The sequence below is a fragment of the Microbacterium pseudoresistens genome (assembly GCF_013409745.1).
GTDB lineage: Bacteria > Actinomycetota > Actinomycetes > Actinomycetales > Microbacteriaceae > Microbacterium > Microbacterium pseudoresistens.
The window spans coordinates 880,022-903,907 of sequence record NZ_JACCBH010000001.1 but is presented as its reverse complement, the minus strand read 5'-3'; the positions used below and the strand labels follow the sequence as shown (position 1 = coordinate 903,907).

The 23,886-nt window shown below is 70.5% G+C and carries 23 protein-coding genes; 17 read left to right on the top strand and 6 right to left on the bottom strand.

Annotation, left to right across the window (positions count from 1 at the left end):
- Nucleotides 1-55 precede the first annotated feature (55 nt).
- Both BKA02_RS04390 and BKA02_RS04385 read left to right on the top strand, forming a co-directional pair.
- Nucleotides 56-424 (top strand): sterol carrier family protein, encoded by a 369-nt coding sequence (locus BKA02_RS04390; protein ID WP_179431643.1) that lies wholly within the window; start codon nt 56-58, stop codon nt 422-424.
- A 140-nt stretch (nt 425-564) separates the two neighbouring features.
- Nucleotides 565-2,160 (top strand): isocitrate lyase, encoded by a 1,596-nt coding sequence (locus BKA02_RS04385; RefSeq protein ID WP_179431641.1) that lies wholly within the window; start codon nt 565-567, stop codon nt 2,158-2,160.
- 115 nt (nt 2,161-2,275) lie between these two features.
- On the opposite strand, the gene BKA02_RS04380 is transcribed toward BKA02_RS04385, so the two are convergent.
- Complete coding sequence (locus tag BKA02_RS04380) at nt 2,276-2,932, bottom strand: DUF2249 domain-containing protein (protein ID WP_246285970.1); 657 nt, start codon at nt 2,930-2,932, stop codon at nt 2,276-2,278.
- A 14-nt stretch (nt 2,933-2,946) separates the two neighbouring features.
- Between BKA02_RS04380 and BKA02_RS04375 the strand changes: the two genes are divergently transcribed.
- On the top strand, nt 2,947-3,270 hold the full coding sequence (locus tag BKA02_RS04375; RefSeq protein ID WP_179431639.1) for a potassium transporter Trk: 324 nt from the start codon (nt 2,947-2,949) through the stop codon (nt 3,268-3,270).
- 98 nt (nt 3,271-3,368) lie between these two features.
- Here the strand turns inward: BKA02_RS04375 and BKA02_RS04370 are convergent, their stop codons facing one another.
- On the bottom strand, nt 3,369-3,971 hold the full coding sequence (locus BKA02_RS04370) for a zinc-binding alcohol dehydrogenase (protein WP_246285969.1): 603 nt from the start codon (nt 3,969-3,971) through the stop codon (nt 3,369-3,371).
- A 115-nt stretch (nt 3,972-4,086) separates the two neighbouring features.
- On the opposite strand from BKA02_RS04370, the gene BKA02_RS04365 reads away from it, so the two are divergent.
- The 8 genes from BKA02_RS04365 (at nt 4,087) to BKA02_RS04330 (ending at nt 14,949) form a co-directional block, all read left to right on the top strand.
- Complete coding sequence (locus BKA02_RS04365; protein ID WP_179431635.1) at nt 4,087-5,019, top strand: HtaA domain-containing protein; 933 nt, start codon at nt 4,087-4,089, stop codon at nt 5,017-5,019.
- Nucleotides 5,016-6,179 carry a heme/hemin ABC transporter substrate-binding protein gene (locus tag BKA02_RS04360; protein ID WP_179431633.1) on the top strand — a complete coding sequence of 388 codons (1,164 nt, stop codon included), beginning with the start codon at nt 5,016-5,018 and terminating at the stop codon, nt 6,177-6,179. The genes BKA02_RS04365 and BKA02_RS04360 overlap by 4 nt, the downstream gene beginning before the upstream one ends.
- A 5-nt stretch (nt 6,180-6,184) precedes the next feature.
- Nucleotides 6,185-7,321: a FecCD family ABC transporter permease gene (locus BKA02_RS04355; RefSeq protein WP_179435207.1), complete on the top strand. Its 1,137-nt coding sequence runs from the start codon at nt 6,185-6,187 to the stop codon at nt 7,319-7,321.
- On the top strand, nt 7,318-8,085 hold the full coding sequence (locus tag BKA02_RS04350; protein ID WP_179431631.1) for a heme ABC transporter ATP-binding protein: 768 nt from the start codon (nt 7,318-7,320) through the stop codon (nt 8,083-8,085). The genes BKA02_RS04355 and BKA02_RS04350 overlap by 4 nt, the downstream gene beginning before the upstream one ends.
- Nucleotides 8,086-8,236: 151 nt before the next feature.
- Entirely contained in the window at nt 8,237-10,861 is a 2,625-nt protein-coding gene (locus BKA02_RS14545) for an HtaA domain-containing protein (RefSeq protein WP_179431629.1), read from the top strand.
- A 145-nt stretch (nt 10,862-11,006) separates the two neighbouring features.
- The gene (gene purM / locus BKA02_RS04340) at nt 11,007-12,110 is read left to right on the top strand and encodes a phosphoribosylformylglycinamidine cyclo-ligase (protein WP_179431627.1); all 1,104 of its coding nucleotides are present in this window, start codon (nt 11,007-11,009) and stop codon (nt 12,108-12,110) included.
- Nucleotides 12,111-12,118: 8 nt separating this feature from the next.
- Entirely contained in the window at nt 12,119-13,594 is a 1,476-nt protein-coding gene (purF, locus tag BKA02_RS04335) for an amidophosphoribosyltransferase (RefSeq protein WP_179431625.1), read from the top strand.
- Complete coding sequence (locus BKA02_RS04330; protein ID WP_343045343.1) at nt 13,567-14,949, top strand: MFS transporter; 1,383 nt, start codon at nt 13,567-13,569, stop codon at nt 14,947-14,949. Before purF ends, BKA02_RS04330 begins: the two co-directional genes overlap by 28 nt.
- Before the next feature lie 11 nt (nt 14,950-14,960).
- Here the strand turns inward: BKA02_RS04330 and BKA02_RS04325 are convergent, their stop codons facing one another.
- Nucleotides 14,961-15,800, bottom strand: coding sequence for an MOSC domain-containing protein (locus BKA02_RS04325; protein ID WP_179431623.1), 840 nt, complete (start codon nt 15,798-15,800; stop codon nt 14,961-14,963).
- A gap of 7 nt (nt 15,801-15,807) precedes the next feature.
- On the bottom strand, nt 15,808-15,993 hold the full coding sequence (locus tag BKA02_RS04320; RefSeq protein WP_179431621.1) for a DUF3073 domain-containing protein: 186 nt from the start codon (nt 15,991-15,993) through the stop codon (nt 15,808-15,810).
- Between the two features lie 150 nt (nt 15,994-16,143).
- Here BKA02_RS04320 and BKA02_RS04315 point away from each other — a divergent pair, with 150 nt between their 5' ends.
- A complete protein-coding gene (locus BKA02_RS04315; protein ID WP_179431620.1) occupies nt 16,144-16,686 on the top strand; it encodes a universal stress protein in 543 nt (180 codons plus the stop codon).
- Here BKA02_RS04315 and BKA02_RS04310 read toward each other — a convergent pair whose 3' ends face one another.
- Nucleotides 16,687-17,322 carry a helix-turn-helix transcriptional regulator gene (locus BKA02_RS04310; protein WP_179431618.1) on the bottom strand — a complete coding sequence of 212 codons (636 nt, stop codon included), beginning with the start codon at nt 17,320-17,322 and terminating at the stop codon, nt 16,687-16,689.
- A complete protein-coding gene (locus BKA02_RS04305; protein ID WP_179431616.1) occupies nt 17,319-18,197 on the bottom strand; it encodes a DUF4097 family beta strand repeat-containing protein in 879 nt (292 codons plus the stop codon). The genes BKA02_RS04310 and BKA02_RS04305 overlap by 4 nt, the downstream gene beginning before the upstream one ends.
- A gap of 153 nt (nt 18,198-18,350) precedes the next feature.
- Between BKA02_RS04305 and BKA02_RS04300 the strand changes: the two genes are divergently transcribed.
- The 5 genes from BKA02_RS04300 (at nt 18,351) to BKA02_RS04280 (ending at nt 23,865) form a co-directional block, all read left to right on the top strand.
- Nucleotides 18,351-19,133: a TipAS antibiotic-recognition domain-containing protein gene (locus BKA02_RS04300; RefSeq protein ID WP_179431614.1), complete on the top strand. Its 783-nt coding sequence runs from the start codon at nt 18,351-18,353 to the stop codon at nt 19,131-19,133.
- A gap of 137 nt (nt 19,134-19,270) precedes the next feature.
- Nucleotides 19,271-19,645, top strand: a complete 375-nt coding sequence (locus BKA02_RS04295) for a fluoride efflux transporter FluC (protein WP_343045342.1) — start codon at nt 19,271-19,273, stop codon at nt 19,643-19,645.
- A complete protein-coding gene (locus BKA02_RS04290) occupies nt 19,642-20,001 on the top strand; it encodes a fluoride efflux transporter FluC (protein WP_179431612.1) in 360 nt (119 codons plus the stop codon). Before BKA02_RS04295 ends, BKA02_RS04290 begins: the two co-directional genes overlap by 4 nt.
- Before the next feature lie 86 nt (nt 20,002-20,087).
- A complete protein-coding gene (locus BKA02_RS04285; RefSeq protein WP_343045341.1) occupies nt 20,088-20,678 on the top strand; it encodes a TetR/AcrR family transcriptional regulator in 591 nt (196 codons plus the stop codon).
- A 16-nt stretch (nt 20,679-20,694) separates the two neighbouring features.
- Complete coding sequence (locus BKA02_RS04280; RefSeq protein ID WP_179431608.1) at nt 20,695-23,865, top strand: efflux RND transporter permease subunit; 3,171 nt, start codon at nt 20,695-20,697, stop codon at nt 23,863-23,865.
- The last annotated feature ends 21 nt before the right edge of the window (nt 23,866-23,886 follow it).

Here is a 23,886-nt window from a genome sequence, read left to right as displayed (position 1 = left end):
CGGCCGGGTCGACCTTCGAGCCATCGCCGCTGCGCCGACTGCGTATCCTGAGCGGGTGGCACGCACCATCGACACCGCCGCCGGGCGCGCGGCGCTGACCGCCGTCGCGGATGCCCGCGCGACAGGCGACAAGCCCGCGCGCACGGAGCTGGCGACGGCCGTGCGCTACCTGCTGCAGCTGCTCGACGAGAAGGCGCCGGGAGGCACCGTCGAGGTGCGCGTGCCGCCGTTCGGCGCCGTACAGGTCGTGCAGGGTCCCCGGCACACCCGCGGCACCCCGCCGAACGTCGTCGAGATGGATGCCGCGACCTGGATCGCCGTGGCGACCGGAATCGAGGCATGGGCCGATGCTGCAGCATCCGGTCGCATCCGCGCCTCGGGTACGCGCGCCGACCTCGACGGGCTCCTTCCGCTGAGACCCTGACGGTTCTTCTTCGCGAACGCAGAAAATCGACGAAACTTCCCTCCCCGAGTGGTCGGAAGCCTGGGGTTTCTTGGCTCAGAGTGGTGATCAATCCACTCAGCTGCAGCCCGGCGACGACGCCACGACCGCGAAGGAACACCATGACCGCTTACGAAGACGACATCGAGGCCATCCGTGCGCTCAAGGCGCAGAACGGATCGGCCTGGGACGCGATCAACCCCGAGTACGTCGCCCGGATGCGGGCGCAGAACCGGTTCAAGACGGGGCTCGAGATCGCCCAGTACACCGCCGACATCATGCGCCGCGACATGGCCGAGTACGACGGCGACTCCTCCGTTTACACGCAGTCGCTCGGCGTCTGGCACGGCTTCATCGGGCAGCAGAAGCTCATCTCGATCAAGAAGCACCTGAAGTCCACCAACAAGCGCTACCTGTACCTGTCGGGCTGGATGGTGGCGGCCCTGCGCTCCGAGTTCGGCCCGCTGCCCGACCAGTCGATGCATGAGAAGACCTCGGTGCCCGCGCTCATCGAGGAGCTCTACACGTTCCTCCGCCAGGCCGACGCCCGCGAGCTCGACCTGCTGTTCACGAAGCTCGACGAGGCGCGTCTCGCGGGCGACGAGACGGCCGTGGAGTTCATCCAGTCGCAGATCGACAACCACGAGACCCACGTCGTGCCGATCATCGCCGACATCGACGCCGGCTTCGGCAACCCCGAGGCCACCTACCTGCTCGCGAAGAAGATGATCGAGGCGGGCGCCTGTGCCATCCAGATCGAGAACCAGGTGTCGGACGAGAAGCAGTGCGGTCACCAGGACGGCAAGGTCACCGTTCCGCACGACGACTTCATCGCCAAGCTCAATGCCGTGCGCTACGCGTTCCTCGAACTGGGAATCGACAACGGCGTGATCGTCGCCCGCACCGACTCGCTCGGTGCCGGTCTCACTCAGAAGCTCGCGGTGTCGAGCGCACCAGGTGACCTGGGCGACCAGTACAACGCGTTCCTCGACGTCGAGGAGATCGGCGAGGATGCGCTGAGCGACGGTGACGTCGTCATCCGCCGCGACGGCAGGCTGCTGCGTCCGAAGCGCCTGGCGAGCAACCTGTACCAGTTCCGCCCCGGCACCGGCGAGGACCGGGTCGTGCTCGACTGCATCACATCGCTGCGCCACGGCGCCGACCTGCTGTGGATCGAGACGGAGAAGCCGCATGTCGAGCAGATCGCCGGAATGGTCGACCGCATCCGCGAGGAGATCCCGAACGCCAAGCTCGTCTACAACAACAGTCCGTCGTTCAACTGGACGCTCAACTTCCGCCAGCAGGCGTACGACCAGCTCGCGGAGCAGGGCGTCGACGTCTCGGCCTACGACCGCGGCGACCTGATGAGCGTCGACTACGACGGCACCGAGCTGGCGGAGCTGGCGGATGAGAAGATCCGCACCTTCCAGAAGGACGGCTCGGCCCGCGCCGGCATCTTCCACCACCTCATCACCCTGCCGACCTACCACACGGCGGCCCTCTCGACGGATGACCTGGCCAAGGGCTACTTCGGCGAGGAGGGCATGCTCGCCTACGTGCGGGGCGTGCAGCGCCGAGAGATCCGTGAGGGCATCGCCACCGTCAAGCACCAGAACATGGCCGGCTCCGACATCGGCGACAACCACAAGGAGTACTTCGCCGGCGACGCAGCGCTGAAGGCCGGTGGCAAGGACAACACGATGAACCAGTTCGGCTGATCGAACACCGTCCCCCTCCTCGGTCGTCGAGTGGGCGCATCGAGACGCGACGTGGTGATAGTCCCTGCGGGCCCCACCACGTCGCGTCGCTCCTCGCCCGACGACCGGGGCGCTGCTACGGGCGCGGGGTGATCGACAGCGTCGGCTTGCGGTGGTGCACGGTGAGGTAGCGCAGGCCTTCGGCGCCCGCGTCGATGCGGCGCTGCGAGCGCGGGGGCAGCCAGACGACCGCGCCCGGTGCAAGGGCGATCTCACCGGTCTCGGTGCCGAGCGTTCCGGATCCGGACAGCACGACGAACAGCACGTCGAGGCCGGGGCCGTCGTGCGTGTCGATCGCGTCGCCTGCGGGCAGCGCGATGATGTTGGCGTCGAGGTCGCGCCGTGCGGGTGTCAATTGCCAGACGGATCCGGCGCTGGAGGGGTCGAGGTCCGCGAACAGGGCGTTCGTATCGGCGACGAGTCGCGGCAGGGGAGCGCGCGTCGTCTTCGTGATGCGCACCTGCCAGCTGCCGTCCTCGTCGGGGCCGAGAGACTCCCATCCGAACGACCCGGGCAGTTCCCGCTCGAAGTCCTCGCGCAGGTGGCGGGGCTCGTGATCGTTCGTCAGCAGGATGCTGTCGCCGGCCGCGAGCCGATCGAACGCCTCGAGGATGAGCGCGTGGCGCTGCGGTTTCGGCGTGTCGCGGACGTCGATCCTCGTGTCGCCCGCCATGAGCTCCTCCCGTCGCTGTTCCCCTCCAACATAGGCCGCGGCGCCCGTTCGATGACGCATGGGAGAATGGGTGCATGAGTTCCGCATCCCAGGCCGCATCCGGCGAGAGAGTCGAGGCCCGCGTGCGCCGTGCGCCGCGGATCGGCGTGTTCCTCGCGCTCGGCGCGATCGCCGGGATCGTCGTCGCGGGCATCCTCACGCTCACCGGGAGCTACGAGCCCTCCGAGGTGCTCGACGTCGTCTACCCGCCCATGCAGGTCTTCGGATTCCTGCTGCTGTGGACGGTCCCGCTGGGGCTCGGTCTCGGCGGCCTCGTCGCCGTGGTGATCGACCGCGTCACGCGCCGCCGCTCGCACATCGTGCAGGTCGACCGCGAGACCGTCTCCGACGCCGAGTAGCCCGACCCCGAGTGCACGGGAACTCGCCGAACGAACGGCTTGTTTCCGGCGACAGGCCGTGCACTCGGCGGGAAGCCGCGCACTCGCGAAGCGCCCGGCTACGCCAGGTCGGCGATGACGGGACGGATCGCGGTGTCGAAGGCGACGACGTCGCGGCGCAGGCCGTCGGTGATGGCGACGCTGAGCGATCCGATCCACCAGATCCCGCGCTGGGTGAACGGCAGCACGTGCACGTTCAGCTCGAAGGAGTGCGCGCGCCTGCCGGCGTCGCGCTCGAACTCGGCGATCGCACTCGCGTACGCGCGATAGGCGTTGCCCCCGCTGCCCGACACCGTGCGCGTGTAGCGCGCCTGCGCCTCGCGGGCATAGCGCAGCGTCGATCCGGCATGCGGCTCGATCGCGGCGCGCAACTCGTCGGCACCCTCGGCGGGCAGGGCGACGAGCGTGTCGAATCCGTCGACGAGCTCGAGCGGCACGGATGCGGGATGCGCGCGTGGCTCGACCGTCATGTCCCAGTACTGACGCCACTGCCGCTCCAGTTCGGGCGTGGTCTCCGGAGCATCGGGGGTGCGGGCGTCGCGGTCGCGCAGCGGCGGCAGATCCGACGGCTCACGGATGCCGAGCGTCTGGCGCAGGGCGAGCGCGATGAGCACGGGAACGCCCGCGTCTTCGCGTACCAGCCACTGCGGCTTCTCGCCCATGGCCCCCATCGTACGGATCCCGCCGTCGTCCGGGGCGAACGACGACCCGCGGCTTGACGCGGCGGAGGAGTCCGTTAGGGTTTAGGTAAGGCATGCCTAAACATTGACTCCTGGCATGCGTCATCCCGCACATCGAGCCGCCGTCCGTGACGGCGGCGGAGAGGTCGCCATGTCGTCGCGCACCCTTCTGTCCGTCCTCGGCCTCGGGGCCCTCGCCGCCGCGGCGATCGCTCCGCTGGCACCCGCCGCCCCGGCGCAGGCGGCCGACGGCACGGTGTGCACGGTATCCGACGGCACGCTGACGTGGGGCTTCAAGGAGTCGTTCCGCTCGTACATCTCGGGCTCGATCGCCAACGGCTCCTGGGAGGCGATGGACGGCGCGACCTACGAGACTCCCGTGTTCACCTGGAGCGGCGCGCACGGCGAGATCGACGCCGCGGGCCACGGCGAGATCTCCTTCACCGGCAGCGTGCTCTTCACCGGCCACGGCGGCCTGCTGCAGACGACCATCGCCGAGCCGGTGCTCGTGCTCGATGACGCCGGCGCGCATCTGTCGCTCGACATCACCGGCGTCTCGATGGACGACGCGCTCGCCGGCGGCGAGGTGACGCCCGAGGTGCGCGAGGGCGTGCCGTTCGCCGCTCTCGAGCTGCCCGCACTGGACTGGGCGGCACCGCAGATCGCCGCCGTCGACATCCCCGCCACGGTCACCGCCGAGGGCTTCGAGGCGTTCGGCAGCTACGAGGCGGGCACGCCGCTCGACCCGATCTCGATCGCGCTCACCAGCACGTGCGAGACCGAGAAGAAGCCCGCCGAGGAGACCACGGCGCCCGTCGACGACACGACGGACGCCGCGTTCGACGCCCCCGGTGCCGACGGCGGATCGGCCGACGATGGATCGTGGGTGCCGTGGGCGATCGGAGGCGCCGCGGTCTTCATCGTCGCCGCCGGGGCGACCGCACTGCTCGTGCGCCGCCGCGGAGCCGGTTCGGGCGAGGCATCCGATGCGGCACACGCTCCCGACGACGCCCCCGGCGGCACGGCATGAGACGCGGCGCGCGCCCACCGCGCCACGCCGCCCGGCTGCTCGCTCTCGTCATCGGCGCCGGGCTGCTGGCCGGAACGGCCGGATGCGCGGCGTCGGCCGCCGAGCATGCCCCCGCGGCCCCGCCAGCCACGGCAGCCACCGCCCTGCCCGGCCTCGACGAGCTCGTGCCGGTCGAGGATCCGCGGGCCTGGGAGGGGCCGTCGACGGCGCTGCTCGACGACGTCGCCGTCGAACCGGTCGCCGCCGACCCGCGGGTGACGCTGCCGGTGACGGTGACCTCGCATGACCAGGCCGGAGATGTCGAGGTCACGATCGATGACACGTCGCGCCTGCTCGCCATCGACCGCGCGGGGTCCCTCGCCGCCACCGTGTGGGGTCTGGGGCTGGGCGATCTGCTCATCGGCCGCGATGCCGCCACGACGTTCCCCGGCACCGAAGACCTGCCGGTCGTGACCGGATCGGGCCACACCGTCGACGTCGAGCGGATCGTCGCGCTCGCCCCGACCGCCGTGCTCACCGACGGATCCATCGGCCCCCGCGACGTCGTCGAGCAGCTGCGCGATGTGGGCATCCCCGTCGTCTTCCTCGACAACGAGCCCTCGTTCGACGGCGCCGCGCAGCTCGCGCGCGACGTGGCCGCAGCGCTCGGTGCCCCCGAGTCCGGCGAGCTGCTGGCCGCCCGGATCACCGACGACGTGGCCGCGGTCACATCGCAGATCGCAGGGATCACCCCGGCCGACCCCGCCGACCGGGTGCGGATGCTCTTCCTCTACGTGCGCGGCTCGGCCGGCGTCTACTACCTGTTCGGCGAGGAGTCTGGCGCCGACGCCCTCATCACGGCCCTCGGCGGCGTCGACGTGGCGGGTGAGCTGGGCTGGGAGGGGATGCGCCCGATGACCGACGAGGCGATGGTCGCCGCCGACCCCGATCTCATCCTCGTGATGACGCACGGCATCGAGTCGGCTGGCGGCGTGGACGGGCTGATCGAGGAGAAGACCGCGCTCGCGGTGACGGCCGCGGGCCAGCACCGGCGCTTCGTCGACATGGACGATGCGCAGATCCTCTCGTTCGGGCCGCACTCCGCAGGGGTTCTCACGGCGCTCGCCCGCGCCGTGTACGCCCCGGATCTGACCCTGCGCGCGGAGGAGCCCGCGTCGTGACGACCGTGCATCATCGACCTCGCTCCGCGGATCAGGCGCCGCGGGGGAACGCCCCCGAGGCGTCCTCCGCCCCGGCATCCGAACGCACCCCCGCTCGCCCCGCTCGCGCCCCGCGCGGCGCCGCGCGCGGGGCGCTGATCGTGCCCGTGCTCGTCGTGCTCCTCGCCGTGGGCGTGGTGGTCTCGGCCGGCGTCGGCCAGCTCGGCGTGGGGCCCGGCGAGGTGCTCGCGGCCCTGCTGCGGCCGTTCGGCATCGGCGGCGCGGCGGATGCCCCGGTCGAACTGCCCGAACGCTCGCTCTGGCAGATCCGCTTCCCGCGCATCGCGATGGCGGTGCTCGTGGGCGGGGCGCTCGCACTGGCCGGCGTGGTCATGCAGGCCGTGTTCGGCAACCCGCTCGCCGAACCCGGAGTCGTGGGGGTCTCGTCGGGCGCCGCAGTGGGCGCCGCGCTCTCGATCACGCTCGGGCTCACCGTGTTCGGGTCGTGGACGACGGCCGGGCTCGCCTTCGTCGGCGGGCTCGCCGCCACACTGCTCGTGTACTCCGCCGCCCGCGCGGAGGGTCGCACCGACGCCGTGCGCCTCATCCTCACGGGCGTCGCCGTCAACGCGCTCGGCGGAGCGCTGCTGGCCGTGCTCATGTTCCTGGGCAGCACGGCCTCGCGCGAGCAGATCGTGTTCTGGCAGCTCGGCTCGCTCAACGGCGCCCGCTGGATCGAGGTGCTCGTCGTCGCGCTCGCCGTGCTCGTAGGAGGCGCGGCCGCGCTCGGCGGCGGACGGCAGTACGATCTGCTCTCGCTGGGCGACCGCACCGCCGCGCACCTCGGCGTGCGCGTCGAACGCCTGCGCATCGTGTCCATCCTCGTCGTCGCGCTGCTCACCGGCGTGGCCGTGGCGTTCGCCGGGATCATCGCCTTCGTGGGGCTCGTGATCCCGCACCTGTTCCGCGGCATCCAGGGCCCCGCCACCCGGCCGCTCCTGGTCTTGTCGTTCCTGGGCGGGGCCGTGCTGCTCGTCTTCGCCGACGTGCTCGCCCGCACCCTGGTGCCCGCCGCCGACCTGCCCATCGGCATCCTCACCGCGCTGCTGGGCGGGCCGTTCTTCTCCCTGCTCGTGCGCCGCAACGCGGGGGGCTGGCGATGACCGCCGCCTACGAGGTGCTCGGCGTCACGCACCGCGTCGGCGGGGCGATGATCCTCGACGACGTCTCGCTGGAGGTCGGCTATGGGCGGGTTCTCGCCCTGGTCGGGCCGAACGGGGCGGGCAAGTCGACAATGCTCGGCGCGCTCGCCGGCGATGTGCGACCCGCGCGCGGCGAGGTGCTCCTCGACGGTGCGCCCCTGCGCTCGCACCACCCGCGTGCCCTTGCGCGGCGGCGCAGTCTGCTGCTGCAGGCCAATCGCGTCGCGTTCCCGTTCTCGGTCGCCCAGGTGGTCGAGATGGGATGCGCACCTTGGCAGGGCGCCGGCCGCGACGACGATACGATCATCGCCGATGCGATGCGCCGTGCCGACATCGCCCACCTCGCACACCGCATCTTCGGCTCGCTGTCCGGCGGAGAGCAGGCGCGCGTGTCCTTCGCGCGGGTGCTCGTGCAGGATGCGCCGGTCGTGCTGCTCGACGAACCCACCGCCGCGCTCGACCTGCGTCATCAGGAGGAGCTGCTGCGCATCGCGCGCACGCTCGCCGACGAGGGGCGCGCCGTTGTCGCGGTGCTGCACGACCTGAGTCTGGCCGCCGCCTACGCCGACGAGCTGGCGATGCTCGCCGAGGGGCGGATCGTGGCCGTGGGAACTCCCGCGGAGGTGCTCACCGAGGAGCGGATCGAGAGCGTGTACGCGACCGAGGTGGGCGTGGTCGCCGACCCGCTCAACGGGCATCCGCTCGTGCTCCCCCGGCGCGCCTGAGCGTTTCGTCCGCCATTCGCGCTCAGTGCGTGCTCAGACATTTGCCAGGAAAGCCTAACCTTACTAGTCTGAATGACATGAGGTTAGGCTTACCTATCCCTCACCGTCCCATTCCGCGCCGGACCCGGCGTATCGTCCTGAGGAGAAGACCGTGTCTGCTACCCCGAGAGCGCTCAGACGCTCCCGTTCACGCCTGCTGGCGGCGCTGACCGCCGCGGCCCTGATGTTCTCCGGGGTGGTGTTCGGCGCCGTACCCGCCCAGGCCGTTTCAGCAGAGGCTGCTCCTGCACCGGCCATCGACGTGTCGATCACCGACGCCTCGGCCGATGGCGCAACCATCCGCGTGCAGGGCTCCGGCTTCGACGGCATCTCCGGCGCGTACGGCGCCGTGATCGAGGCCGGCACCGAGTCCTCCGTGGGCATGGAGGGCGGCTACGTCGTCTTCGGATACTGGATGCCCCCGGCCGTCACCTTCGCCGACGGCGCGTTCGATCAGACCCTCGTGGCCCCGGCCGACGCGCTCGAGCGCGACAAGGACTACGAGGTCATCGTCTGGGTGGGTCACAGCAACCCCGACGCCTCGACGATCTACACCCGCCAGACCGTGCCGCTTACGGCGGAGGACTGGGACCTCATCGACCCGCTCCCGCTGCCGACCGAGACGAGCACGACGCTGTCCGTCGCTCCGGAGGGGGAGTCGGAGCAGGGTGAGGAGATCACCCTCACCGCGTCCGTGTCACCCGCGGATGCGCCCGGCTCCGTCACCTTCTCCGGCGTGACCGCCGAGGGATCCGGCGCGATCTCCGAGTCCGTCGAGGTGGTCGGCGGCTCCGCTACGACCGTCGTGACCGATGTGCCCGCCGACCTCACTGGTCTGCGCGCCGACTTCGCCCCGGCCGACGCCTCGGCGTTCGCCCCCTCGGCATCCGACGTCGTGCCGCACACCGTCGTCGCGCCCGAAGAGCCCGAGACCCCGACCTTCGACCCGGCCCTGTCGGTCTTCCTCGCCGACGGCACCACGCCCTACGACGGCAGCGCCGTGCACACCGGCGACGAGCTCGTCGTCGTGGGCACCGGCTTCGACCCGGCCGCCAACGTCGGCGGCCGCGGCGTGCCGATCCCGAACACCCTGCCGCAGGGCGCGTACGTGGTGCTCGGATCCTTCCTCGACGACTGGCAGCCCTCGGCGGGCGCCAAGAGCTCGGCCCGCACCGTGGTCGATCAGCGCTGGGCGCTGTCGTCCGACGTGCTCGACCAGGTCGACCCGAAGTACCAGGGCGCCATCCGCGGCCAGTGGGTGGAGCTCGGCGCCGACGGCTCGTTCACCGCGACCCTCACGGCGCAGAAGTTCGAAGACGGCCTCGAGGGCGGCAACTGGGGCGTGTACACGTACGGCGCCGGCGGCGTCACCAACGCCGCGCAGGAGCTGAGCGTGCCGATCGACTACGTCGGCGAGGAGCAGACCGCTCCGGAGCCCGACCCGGCTCCTGCCGTCACGGTGACCCCGAACGCCGACCTCGACCCGAACGCCGAGACCGTGCTCACGATCAGCGGCACCGGCTTCGTCGGCGCATCCGCCGCCAACGGCGCCTACGTGCTGTTCGGCGAGGAGTCGGTCTGGCACGGCGAGGGTCCGCTCCCCGCCGAGGGCTGGATCGCGCAGGGCTGGGTCATGCCGAACCAGATCGTCGAGGGCGCGTTCACGACGACGCTCACCGTCCCCGCCGGCGTGCTCGACCCCGAGGTCGCGTACCACGTCGCCACCTCGGCGGCGCACGGTCTGTCGGTCACCGACCGGTCGCTCGACACCTTCACGCCCATCACGGTCGCCCAGCCTGCCGGCCCCGTCGAGCCCGGCATCCGGCTGAGCGCCGACGCGGTCGCGCAGGGCGGATCGGTCACCGTGTCGGGCTCGGGACTGCCCGCCGGCACCCAGGTCTCCGTCGAGCTGCACTCCGACGCCGTGCTGCTGGGCTCCGGCCTGGTCGGCGCCGACGGCACCTTCTCGGTGCAGGGCACGATCCCGGCGAGCACCCCTCCCGGTGCGCACACGATCGTCGTGACCGGCGGGGGCCTGAACCTGTCCACCCCGATCACGATCACCGCGGCTCCCGTCCCGGCGCCCGCTCCGGCTCCGGAGCCCGCACCCGAGGTGTGCGTGGCCAACGCCGTCAGCGGCGCGAGCCTGTCGTGGGGCGTGAAGGAGTCGTTCGTGAACTACATCAACGGCCCCATCGCCAAGGGCTCGGTGTCGGGCAGCTGGGGCTCCGGCTCGGGCGCGTACAGCACCGAGACGGGCAACGGCAGCGTCTCGTTCGGCGGATCGATGCACTTCACCGGGCACTCCGGAGCGCTGGATCTGACGCTGTCGAACCCCCGCGTGCGGGTGAACGGCTCGTCGGCCACGCTGTACCTGAGCGTGCAGTCGAAGGGCTACAACGGCTCGCCCGACATCAATGCCTCCGGTGTCGCCTTCGCGACGATCTCGCTCCCGTCGGCTTCGACCGGCGGCGGCGAGATCGGCTGGAGCGGAGCATCCGCAGCGCTGACGGCGGCGGGAGCCGACGCGTTCGCCGGGTTCTACGGCGCCGGTGAGGCGCTGGATGCCGTCTCGATCGCGTTCCCGCTCGGCGCCGAGGTGCCGTGCGACGACAGCACCGGCGGGCTGGCCGTGACCGGAGGGGAGCCGGCCGCCGGTGCCGCCGCGCTCGGTCTCGGCGTGCTCGCGCTGGGCGTCGTCCTGGTGCTGATGCGCCGTCGTCGCGTCGCGGTCTGACGCGCGGGAAGACGGCGAGGGGCTCGTTCCGGAATACCGGAGCGGGCCCCTCGTGCGTTCGGGTGCCCGGCTACGCCCCCGCCGCGGCGGCGGGAGGGCGAACCGGGGCACCTGAGTCCCGCCCGGGCGCCGCTAGGCTGGAGGCGTGTCCTCCCACACCTATGCCGCGGCCGGCGTCGACACGGCCGCGGGAGATCGTGCCGTCGAGCTGATGAAGTCCGCCGTGCGCGCCACGCACGGCCCCGAGGTGCAGGGCGGCGTGGGCGGTTTCGCCGGACTGTTCGACGCCTCCGCCCTGCGCGGCTACGCGCATCCGCTGCTCGCCACGAGCACCGACGGCGTGGGCACGAAGGTCGCGATCGCCCAGGCGCTCGACGTGCACGACACCATCGGCCACGACCTCGTCGGCATGGTCGTCGACGACATCGTCGTCGTAGGGGCGAAGCCGCTGTTCATGACCGACTACATCGCCTGCGGCAAGGTGCATCCCGAGCGGATCGCGGCCATCGTGCGCGGCATCGCCGAGGCGTGCACGCTCACCGGCACCGCGCTCGTCGGCGGCGAGACCGCCGAGCATCCCGGCCTGCTGGGCCCCGACGACTACGACGTCGCAGGGGCCGCCACCGGCGTCGTCGAGGCGGATCGGATGCTGGGCGCCGACCGCGTGCGCGACGGCGACGTCGTGCTCGCCCTGGCCTCCAGCGGCCTGCACTCCAACGGCTTCTCGCTCGTGCGCCACATCCTCGCCGGCGCCGGCGTCTCGTACACCGACACCGCCGCCGACTTCGGCCGCACCTGGGGCGAGGAGCTGCTCATCCCCACCCGGCTCTACACGACGCCGCTGCTGGGCATCGCGGATGCGTTCGGCGAACGCCTGCACGCGCTCAGCCACGTCACCGGCGGCGGCATCGCCGCGAACCTCGCGCGCGTGCTGCCCCAGGGAAGCTGGGCCGAGGTCGACCGCTCCACCTGGTCGCCCGCTGCCGTGTTCCGGGTGCTCGGCGACATCGCCGGCACCTCCCTGGAATCCAGTGAGGGCACCTGGAACCTCGGGATCGGCTTCCTCGCGATCGTCGATCCGGCGGCCGCATCCGAGATCTCCGTCGCTCTCACGGCGGGCGGGATCGATACCTGGCAGGTCGCGGAAGTGCGCACTGGGGCGCGCCCCGAGGGCGAGTTCGAAGAAGGCGCGAAGGGCGTCGACGGCGGCGCCGTGCGGCTGGTCGGCACGTATCGAGAGGGCGAGTAGCGACACCTATGTGCGGCATCGTCGGCATGGTCGGATCCGGCCTCGTCAACCAGGACATCTACGACGCCCTCCTGTTGCTGCAGCATCGGGGGCAGGACGCCACGGGGATCGCCACCGCCGAGCCGAATGGCGTCATGCACATGGCCAAGGCGTCCGGCATGGTGCGCGAGGCGTTCCGCACGCGCGACATGCGGGCGCTGCTCGGCAACGTCGGGCTCGGCCACGTGCGCTACGCCACGAAGGGAACGGCCTCCAGCGAGGAGGAGGCGCAGCCGTTCTACGTGAACTCGCCGTACGGCATCATCCTCATCCACAACGGCAACCTCACCAACACGCGCGAGCTCACCGTCGACATGGACCGCCGAGACCGCCGGCACCTCAACTCCTCCAGCGACACCGAGCTGCTGCTGAACGTGCTCGCGAACGAGCTGCAGTCCACCACCTCGGCCGTCGATCTCGACCCCGAGCGCATCTTCGACGCCGTCGCCCGCACGCACGCGCGCATCGACGGCGCCTACGCGGTCATCGCGATCATCGCCGGGCACGGCCTGCTCGCCTTCCGCGACCCGTTCGGCATCCGCCCTCTCATCCTCGGCCGGCGCTCCTCGCAGGGCACAGGCATGACCGCGCCGCGCGACGAATGGGTCGTCGCCAGCGAATCGCTCGTGCTGGAGAATGCCGACTACGACGTCGTGCGCGAGATCGCCCCCGGCGAGGCCGTGTTCATCACCGACGACGGACGGCTGTTCAGCCGGCAGTGCGCCGAGCAGACCCGGTTGAGCCCGTGCGCCTTCGAGTACGTGTACCTGGCCCGCCCCGACTCGGTGATGAACGGCGTCTCGGTGTACGAGTCGCGGCTGCGGATGGGCGCGCGCCTGGCCGACACCATCGCCGCCCACGTGCCGCTCGACGAGATCGACGTCGTGATGCCCATCCCCGACTCCTCGCGCCCGGCGGCCATGGAGGTCGCCCGCAAGCTCGGGATCGAGTACCGCGAGGGCTTCTACAAGAACCGCTACGTGGGCCGCACGTTCATCATGCCCGGGCAGGCGGTGCGCAAGAAGAGCGTGCGCCAGAAGCTCAACGCCATGTCGAGCGAGTTCCAGGGCAAGAACGTGCTGCTCATCGACGACTCGATCGTGCGCGGCACGACGAGCCAGCAGATCATCCAGATGGCGCGGGATGCGGGGGCGAAGTCGGTCGTGTTCGCCTCGGCCGCCCCGCCCATCCGGCATCCTCACGTGTACGGCATCAACATGCCTTCCAAGCATGAGCTCGTCGCCTACGGGCGCACGATCCCCGAGATCGCCGAGGTGCTCGGCTGCGATCGCATGGTCTACCAGGAGGTCGAGGATCTCAAGGCCGCGATCATCGAGGGGACCGATCTCGAAGACCTCGACATGAGCCCGTTCGACGGCCGCTACGTCACCGGCACCGTCACCGAGGAGTACCTCGAGTGGCTCGAAGGATCGCAGAGCTCGTGACGGGGGCGGTGCGCAGCGCAGCGCGGGCACCGCTGTGGCGCGGCCGCGTCCTGGCGGTGCTCGGGATCGTGCTGTGCGCGTTCTCGCTGCGCTCGGCGGTGGCCTCCCTCTCGCCCGTCGTCGACCGCATCGGCGCGGAGTACCCGCTTTCGGCGGCAATGCTCGGCATCGTCGGCACGCTTCCGCCGGTGTGCTTCGCCGTGTTCGGCTTGCTCACCCCCGTGCTGGAGAAGCGGTTCGGGCTCGAGCGTGTCGCCGCGTTCGCCCTGTCGGCCGTGGCGCTGGGGCTGGTCGCCCGCGGGCTGTCGTTCGACGCGATCTCGCTGCTGATCACCTCGGGGGTGATCTTCGCGGGGGTGGGCATGGGCAACATCCTGCTGCCGCCGCTGGTGAAGAAGTACTTCCCCGACCGGCTCGGGGCGATGATGACGCTGTACACGACGATGATGGCGGTCAGCACGTTCCTGCCGCCGCTGGTCGCCGTGCCCGTCGCCGACGGCGCCGGGTGGCGCTTCTCGCTGGCGATGTGGGGCGTGTTCGCGCTCGCGGGGATCTTCCCGTGGGTGATCCTGCTCGTGCGCGAGCGCATCGGTCAGGGCATCGGTGCGTCGGCCGAGCCGGCCGCGCCGGCCGAGGCAGCGCCGCCGGAGGAGCCGGCGCTGCTGCGGCCACGCGCCGATTACGGAGACGCGGCGAGCATGTCGACGGGCCCGATCGTGGTCGCGCCGCCCGACGGCCGGATCCTCACCCGGATGCTGCGCATCCCGTTGGCCTGGGCCATCGCGATCGTGTTCAGCACCTCGTCGACGCTCTCGTACGTCGCCTTCGCCTGGTTGCCGCAGCTGCTCGTCGACCGGGTGGGCGTCGACGAGGCGACCGCCGGCACCCTGCTGTCGCTGTTCGCGCTGATCGGGCTGCCCGCGGGGCTCGTCGTGCCGCTACTGGTCGTGCGCTTCCAGGCGACGCGATCCATCTACATCGTCGGGATGCTGGGGGCGCTCGCCGGCGTGGCGGGGATGCTGTTCGCCCCCGTGCCGGCGTTGATCCCGCTCTGGGTGGTGCTGTACGGATGCGTCGGGCTCATGTTCCCGCTCGCGCTCGTGCTCATCAGCATCCGCGCCCGCACGCCCGAGAGCGCGGTGGCGCTCAGCGGCTTCGCGCAGAGCACCGGCTACATGATCGCCGCCGTGTTCCCCGTGCTCGTGGGGGTGCTGCACGACGCGACGGGCGGATGGGATGTGCCGCTGATCGTGCTCGGGGGAGTCGTGCTGGCCTCCATCCCGGCAGGCATCGTCGCCGGACGCCGCCGCACGGTCGAGGACGAGTGGGAACGCCGGCGCGGGCGCTGGCGATGAGCGGCCCGCGCTCAGGCGATGACGACCTCGTCGCCTACGCGGATCGTGCCGAGCACGGGCGAGTCGGCGCTGCCATGATCGCCCACCCGGCCGCCGCTGTCGCCGGGCGGCAGCAGGGCGCATCCCAGCACCGGCTCCGGCTGCCCGAGCGCGCCGGTGAGGGTGGTGAGCACCTTGGCATCGCGCACGCCCGTGTCGGGGTTCGCGTGGGTGGCCAGGCACCGCACGAGCAGCTGCTGCGGTGTGAAGCGCACCTCGCCGATGCGCACCTCGCCGCTCCAGGCGAGCTCGTCCCATGCGGGCAGGCCCTCGATGACGACGTTCGAGCGGAACCGGCGGTCATCGACCTCCTTCCCGAGCGCGGCGCCGATGGCCGCTGCGCTCTCGGCGGGATGCGCCGTGACGAAGCCGCGGGGGCGATCCTGGAAGCGCGCCGCGATGCCGTCGCCGACGAGCACGAGCGGCAGCCGTCCCGTCCGCTGCAGTCGCCGGGCGTCCGGCGTCGCCAGCACGAAGGCGGTGAGCGCTTCTTCGAGCGCCGCGCGCCCCGTGCGATCGAGTCCGGCCTCCACGAGCACGGCGTGACGGTGGGTGATCCGTACCCGCAGCGCCTCGTGGTCGTAGGCGAGGCGGAGTGCGGCGAGGCTCGGGAAGTCCTGCAGGGCGAGGCCCTTCGACTTCGGCCAGTAGTCCAGGCCGTCGCGCTCTTCGGGTTCGGCGGCATCCGCGAAGCGGAACGCCAGCACGCGGTCGCCGGCGATCCGGCCATCGGCCTGCACGTCCAGCGACGTGCACCGCTCGGCGGTGAACCCCTTGACGGGGTGACGAAAGAGAGCCTTGACGCGCGGCATGCGCCGGTCAGGCGTTCTCGAGCTCGTCCTCGTCTTCGTCGGCGTACTCGTCGGCCCACTTGTCGACGTACTGGTCGCCCTCGTCGGTGTGACCGAGTTCACGCTCGAGCGCGGCGTAGTTCACATCCGGACTGTACGCCTTGAGTTCACGAGCGATCTTCGTGTGCTTTGCCTTCTGACGGCCACGGCCCATGCGCGAGACCCCCTTACTGGAAGCACCGGGCGGAAAGGGGGCCCGATGTCTGTTCAACGGCACCGGCGTGCGGCCGGTAAGAGTAGCATTCAGGATAGCACGAGGGCCAGTGACCCCGGCCCGGATCGAGGCGGCGAAGGGAACGGAATCATGGCGGACGACGACTCCACCCCCGGCGAGGACGAGGTGCAGAACGCGAGCCTGCGGAAGGCCGTGATCGTCGCGATGCAACCGGATCAGCCCCCGCGCGTGCTGGCGACCGGCATCCAGTACGCGAAGCTGATGGATGCTCCGCTCGTGGTCGTGCACGTCGATGTGTCGCGCTTCGTCACCTACGAGGATCCCGACGGCTACGTGCACTCGGCACCGATCGATCTGAACGTCGACGTCGGCGCCGTCGAGTTCGAGGATGTGCGCCGTGCTGCCGAGCACGAGCTCAACGGCAGCGGCCTCACCTGGACGGCCCGCCAGCTCGTCGGCGACCCGGCGCTGGCCATCAAACAGCTCGGCAACGCGGTGGATGCCCAGCTCATCGTCGTCGGCACGCGCAAGCGCGGACTGGGCGAGTCGATCCGCGAGTTCTTCACCGGATCGGTCGCCGCCCGCCTCTCGCACCGCCAATCGCGCCCCGTGCTCGTCGTGCCGCTTGAAGAGCCGGTGCCCGACGAGCAGAAGGACATCTGGACCGAGTAGTCAGCGGGTGGAGGAGACCGCCCTGGTCACCGCATCCGCTGCGGCGTTCAGCGCACGCTCGAGGTCGTCGACGACGGCTACCGGCAACGCACCGCCCTTGGCGACGTGCGTGCGCAGCGTGGCGCGCACCTGACCGCGGAACGCGTTGACCGCGGCATCCGCCCGGTGCAGGTTTTCCCGGCTCGAGATGCGCGCATCGTCGCGGGGTGCCTGCGTCGCGGTCGCAGGCGGGCTCGTCGCCGTGCGACGCTCGTCCTGCGCAGCCGTGGCGAGATCGGCCCGCAGGCTCTTCATCGCCTCCTGCACGCTCTGGCGCACTTCGTTGGCGATGAGGCGCACCGAGTCGGCCAGGCCGTCCTGGATGCCGGCGAGATCGCCCTCGCGCGCGGCGAGCTCGGCGCGACCGGCATCGGTGATCGCGTAGATCGTCGTGCGCCCGTCGACGGTCTTGGAGACCAGCCCCTCCTCCTCGAGCTTGGCCAGGCGCGGATAGATCGTGCCCGCGCTCGGGGTGTAGGTGCCGCCCGTGCGGTCGGTGAGCGCCTGGATGATGCCGTAGCCGTGCTGCGGCGACTCGGCGAGCAGCGACAGCAGGTACAGCCGCAGGTCGCCGTGCGAGAAGACGGCGGGGGTCACAGCCGATCATCCCCTTCGGCCGCCGTCGCCTCGTCGCCGTCGAACGACACCGGGTCGTCGGCGACGGAGGGGTGCGGGCGTCGCAGCACCGTGATGGCACCAGACACGCTGTTCACGCGCACGTCGGCGAACGAGCCGGCGAGCTCTCCGACACGGCCCGCGTAGTTGCTCGGGCCCGATCCGCCGCGGTCGATGCCGTCGATGGTCAAGCGCCCGCTCATGCTGCGGGTCACGTAGTTGGCGGGCAGGCCGTCGTCGAGGCGGATGGTGCTGGCTCCCGAGACGGTGTTGAGGGTGATCGTGTTCACGGCGCCCTCGGCATCGACGAGGATCGAGCCCGACACCGTGTCGACGATGGTCTTGCGCAGCGTGCCGGTGATCGCGACGTCGCCCGAGACGCTGTTGGCCGTGGCGCTTCCGGCGAGGCCGCGCACCTGCACGTCGCCGGAGACAGCGTTGAGCGAGAGATCGCCGGTGTGCGTGTCGACGATGACGTCGCCCGAGACGGTGTTCAGGCGTGCGTCATTGGTGAGTCCGGAGACGAGGGCCCCTGCGCTGACGACACCGAGGGTGAGGGCGATGTGGCGGGGGACGGCCACGCTGACCTCGGCCTTGGGCCCGCCGGAGCCGAAGTTGCGGAACACCTCGAGGAAGTTGTCCCAGCCGAGCTGCGGGTGATCGATCTCGACCTGGGTGCCGTCGGACTGGATGCGCAGGTCCTTGACGGTGACGCCGTGGACCTCGATGCGGATGCCCGGTTCATCGTGCGCGATGACATCGACCTGTCCGCCGACGAGGCCGATCTTGAGCCGTGAGGCCTGGTCGATGTCGATGACGCGTTCTTCGCCGGGGGCGATGAGCCACTTCTCGGTCATGTTCTCTCCTGAGTTCGATTGATCGCGATATATCGCGTTGAGACACGATAACACGATATATCGCGAGTTTGTCAAGATTAGTTCGAGATTCGGCTTGACCTTGACGTAACGTCAACTTCTACCGTTGAGGTATCGAGAGCGGAAGGAGACGTCGTGGGCACACAGGACTGGTCGATCCAGGAGATCGCCCGGCTGGCGGGAACCACGAGCAGGACGCTGCGTCACTACGACGACATCGGGCTGCTCGCCCCGTCGCGCATCGCGCACAACGGCTACCGGCACTACGACCAGGCGGCCCTCGTGCGACTGCAGCGGATCCTTCTGCTGCGGGAGCTCGGACTCGGGCTGCCGCAGATCGGCGACGTGCTCTCCCGCGAGGGAGTGCGCGAAGCATCCGCTCTCGAGACGCATCTCGCGTACCTGCGCGAGGAGCAGAACCGGCTGACGCGGCAGATCGCGTCGGTCGAGACAACCATCAACGCATTGAAAGCAGGTGAATCTCTCATGGCAGAGAACATGTTCGACGGGTTCGACCACACCCAGTACAAGGACGAGGTCGAGGAGCGCTGGGGCAAGCAGGCATATGCCGACAGCGACCGCTGGTGGCGGTCGATGACCGACGCCGAGCGTGCCGACTGGCAGCAGCTCATGTCCGACCTCGGGCGCGACTGGATCGCCGCCGCCGACGCCGGCATCGATCCGGCATCGGCGGAGGCGCAGGAGCTCGCGCGGCGTCACGTCGAGTGGCTCAGGGGCATCCCCGGCACGCCGGCCGCCCGCAAGGACGGTGACGTGAAGGGGTATGTGATCGGGCTCGGTGAGATGTACGTCGCCGACCCGCGGTTCGGCGCCAACTACGCCACCTCGGCGGGGGGTACGCAGGGCGCGGAGTTCGTCCGCGACGCTCTGCGCGTCTACGCCGAGGCCAACCTCTGATCCGCGTCACAGCTCCGTGCCACAGCGCACGGACGGGAGGAGATCTCGCGAACCGGGGTGCGACGGCCACAGATCCGTCCTCCCGTTCGTGAGATCTCCTCCGTAGCGGCGGTGGAGGTCGCGACTAGAGTTGCCGCGTGACTCTCCGCCGCCTGCTCCTGGTCGTCGTCGGCGGGATGTTGGGCACGGCGGCACGACTGGGTGTCGGCCTGCTGGTTCCGAGTGCGGGCGGCTTCCCTCTCGCGACGCTCATCGCGAACGTCGTGGGCGCCCTTCTGATCAGCGTGCTCGCGGCGCGGCTTCCCGGGTCGACGGATGCGCGGGTGTTCCTGGGCACCGGAGTCCTGGGCGGATTCACCACCTACAGCGCGTTCGCCGTCGGCACCGTGGAGCTGTGGGCGGATGAGCCGACGACGGCGGCGGTCTACGTGCTGCTGACGCTCGGGCTCGGTGTCGCGGCCGCCTTCACCGGATTGCGCATCGGGCGGCCCCGCGGAAAGGGCGCGGCATGACGCCCCTCGTCTTCCTGCTCGCATCGGTTGCCGGCGGTGTCGGTGCCGGCCTGCGCTATCTCGCCGATGTCGGGATCATGTCACTCACGAAGGGGCGCTTTCCCTGGGGGATCGTCATCGTGAACATCACGGGGGCGTTCGCGCTGGGAGTCGTCACCGCGGCGCTCCCGGAGGCGGCATTCGTCGTCGGCGCCGGGCTGCTCGGCGGATACACGACCTTCAGCACCGCCATGCTCGACGCCATCGCGTTGTGGAAGGACGGCGAGCGCCCCGCATCCGTCGGGCATCTGGTCGGAACCTTCGCGGCATCCGTCGTCGCGGCGGTCGGCGGGCTCGCCGTCGGCGCCGCGCTGTGAGCAGACGCTCAGCGTCCTCATAACGCCGGAATGTACAAACGTACATGTACAGCCGTCCAGCGTATATGTCCAGAGGGGGGAGCATCGTGTCGGACGCCGTTCGCCGCAAGCGCGACCCTGAGACGCGGCGGCTCGCGATCACCACGGCGGCGGCCGAACTCATCACAGAGGTCGGCGTCGACGCGATCACGCATCGGATGGTCGCCGCCCGCGCGGAGGTGCCGCTGGGCGCCACCACGCAGTACTTCGCCACGCTCGACGATCTCCGCGACGCCGCGCTTCATCTGCTCGCCGGCCACGTCGGAGAGCGGATGGTGCACGTCCGGGAGGTGATCCAGGAGCAGGGCGCCACCCCCGCGGTTCTCGCCGAGCTGATCCACACCGCGCTCGCCGACGGGGCCGCGGTGCAGGCCGACCGCGCCGTCGTCACCGCGGCCGTGCACGATCCGCGGCTGCGCGAGCTCGCCCGCCACTGGTCGGACGAGCTCGTCGGGATCTTCGCCCCCGTGCACGGGCCGGAGCGTGCAGAGGCGGCTGCCGTCTTCATCGACGGCGTACTGTGGCACGCACAGATCCACGAACAGCCGCTCGAGCAGCACATCATCCAGGCCGCGCTCGCCGGCATCCTCGGCGTCGCCGAGTCCGCCGCATCCCCGTCCCCGACGTCCACCGCATAGCAACCGAGAGATCGCCGTGTCTTCACTCGCCGTCCTGAGCCTGCGCAACCGCGCGCTCATCGCACTCGTCACGATCGTCGCCGCCGTCTTCGGCGGGATCGCGCTGACCAACCTCAAGCAGGAGCTCATCCCCTCGCTCGAGCTGCCCGCGCTCATGGTGATGACCACCTACCCCGGCGCCTCGCCCGAGGTCGTCGAGAACGACGTGTCCACGCCGATCGAGACGGCCATCCAAGGCGTTCCGGGTCTGGAGTCGACGACGGCGACGAGCACGACGAACGCATCGATCGTGCAGGCCACGTTCACCTACGGCACGAACCTGGCCACCGCCGAGCAGAAGATGCAGCAGGCGATCAACCGCATCTCGAGCCAGCTCCCGGAAGACGTCGAGCCGCAGGTGCTGTCGATCTCGATCGACGACTTCCCCGTCATCCAGATCGCCGTCAGCGGGCTCGGCGAGGGCGATCAGGCTCAGGCCGACCTCGACAACGTCATCGTGCCGCAGCTCGAAGACGTCGACGGGGTCAACGCCGCCCAGATCGTCGGCGGCGTGGGCCACCGCGTCACGATCACTCCGGATGTCGCCGCGCTCGCCGCGCAGGGTCTCGGCACGAACGCGATCTCGTCGGCGCTGCAGCAGAACGGCGTGCTCTTCCCCGGCGGAGACATCACCGAGGGCGACGAGACGCTCACCGTGCAGACGGGGGCGAAGATCACCTCGGTCGACGAGATCGCCGCTCTGCCGCTGGTGGGATCGTCCGCGACCATCGGCGACGTCGCCACCGTCGAACTGGGCACCGATCCGGTCACCTCGCTCTCGCGCGTGAACGGCGAGGATGCGCTGTCGATCGCGATCACCAAGCTGCCCGCCGCGAACACCGTCGAGGTCTCGAACGGCGTGCTCACGGTGCTCGACGATCTGAAGACCTCGTTCCCCGATGCCGAGTTCACGGTCGTGTTCGATCAGGCGCCGTTCATCACGCAGTCCATCGAGACGCTCGCCACCGAGGGACTGCTGGGCCTGCTGTTCGCCGTCGTCGTCATCCTCGTCTTCCTGCTCTCGATCCGTTCGACGCTGGTCACCGCGATCTCGATCCCCACCTCGGTGCTCATCACCTTCATCGGGCTGCAGGCCTTCGGCTACTCGCTGAACATGCTCACCCTCGGTGCGCTCACGATCGCGATCGGGCGCGTGGTCGACGACTCGATCGTGGTGATCGAGAACATCAAACGGCACTATGTGGGCGATGCCGACAAGGGCGATGCGATCCGCCTCGCCGTGCGCGAGGTGGCCGCCGCCATCACCGCATCGACCATCACGACGGTGGCGGTGTTCCTGCCGATCGTGTTCGTGGGAGACATGGTCGGCGAGCTGTTCCGGCCGTTCGCGATGACGGTGACGATCGCGATGGCCGCCTCGCTGCTCGTCGCGCTCACGATCGTGCCCGTGCTGGCGTACTGGTTCCTGCGCCCGGGCAAGCCGCTGCTCGACGAGCACGGTCGCGCGATCGATCCCGAGCATCCGGATGCGCCGCCGACGAAGCTGCAGGAGGTGTACCGGCCGATCCTCACCTGGACGCTCAAGCACTCCGGGCTCACCGTGATCCTCGCCGTCGTCGTGCTGGGCGCGACGCTGGCCGCCGCTCCGCTGATGAAGATCAACTTCCTCAGCGACTCGGGCCAGAACACCATGACGGTGACGCAGGATCTTGGTCCGACCGCGAGCCTGGAGGCCAAGTCGGAGGCGGCCCGCGCCGTCGAGGATGCTCTGGCAGGCGTCGACGGCATCACCGACGTGCAGGCGTCGATCGGTTCGAGCGGCTCGGCGCTGCGCGACGCCTTCAGCGGCGGTGCGGCGGTGACCTATTCGATCCAGACCGACCCGGATGCCGACCAGGAGCGCCTGCGCGCCGATGTGCAGGATGCCGTGGACGGGCTCGACGGCGTCGGCGACATCACGGTCGCGGCATCGGCAGGGCTGGCGTCGAGCGACATCGAGGTGGCCGTGACGGCGCCCGACGGCGAGAGCCTGCAGAAGGCGACGACCGCGCTCGTCGACGACCTGAAGGGCCGCGACGGCATCGGTCAGGTGACCGACAACCTCGCCGCCTCGCTGCCGTACATCGCCGTGGTCGTCGATCGCGCCGCCGCCGCGCAGCACGGGCTGTCGGAGGTGGCGGTGGGCTCGATCGTGTCGAGCACGATGCGGCCGCAGCAGATCGGCTCGGTGGAGATCGACGAGAGCTCGCTGTCGGTGTATCTCGCCGCGCCCACGCCGCCGACCACCGTCGACGCGCTGCGTCAGCTCGTCGTGCCCTCGGCGCTCGGACCGGTCGCGCTGCAGGACATCGCCACGGTCGAGCAGCGCGAGGGGCCGACCTCGATCACCACAGAGCAGGGGCGTCGCACCGCGACGATCACCGTGCCGATGAGCTCCGACAACCTCGCCGTCGCCTCGGCGTCGGTGTCGGCCGCGATCGACGAGGCGTCGCTGCCCGACGGTGCCCGCGCCGAGATCGGCGGCGTCGCCTCGCAGCAGCAGGACTCGTTCGCCCAGCTGGGCCTGGCGATGCTCGCGGCGATCCTCATCGTCTACGTCGTGATGGTGGCGACGTTCAAGTCGTTGCGCCAGCCGCTGCTGCTGCTCGTCTCGGTGCCGTTCGCGGCGACCGGGGCGATCCTGCTGCAGATCGTCACGGGCGTGCCGCTGGGCGTCGCATCCCTCATCGGCGTGCTCATGCTCATCGGCATCGTCGTGACGAACGCCATCGTGCTCGTCGACCTCGTCAATCAGTACCGCGAGAAGGGGCTGAGCGTGGCCGAGGCGACGCTCGCCGGCGGCGAGAAGCGTCTGCGCCCCATCCTCATGACGGCACTGGCGACGATCTTCGCGCTCACTCCGATGGCGCTCGGCATCACGGGGCACGCCGGGTTCATCTCGCAGCCGCTGGCGATCGTCGTGATCGGGGGGCTCATCTCCTCGACCGTGCTCACGCTCATCGTGCTGCCGACCCTCTACAACCTCGTCGAAGGGGCCCGCGAGCGCCGGGCGGCGAAGCGTGCGGGCGGGACGGATGCGCCGGGGCTCGAGGACGGCGACCCGGATGGTCCGGATTCGCCGGAGCCGCCCGCGCTCACCCGCCGCGAGCTGCGCGAGAAGGGCGTCTCCGCGAACCCGTTGGGCTGACTGGATTCCGCATCCGGTCGT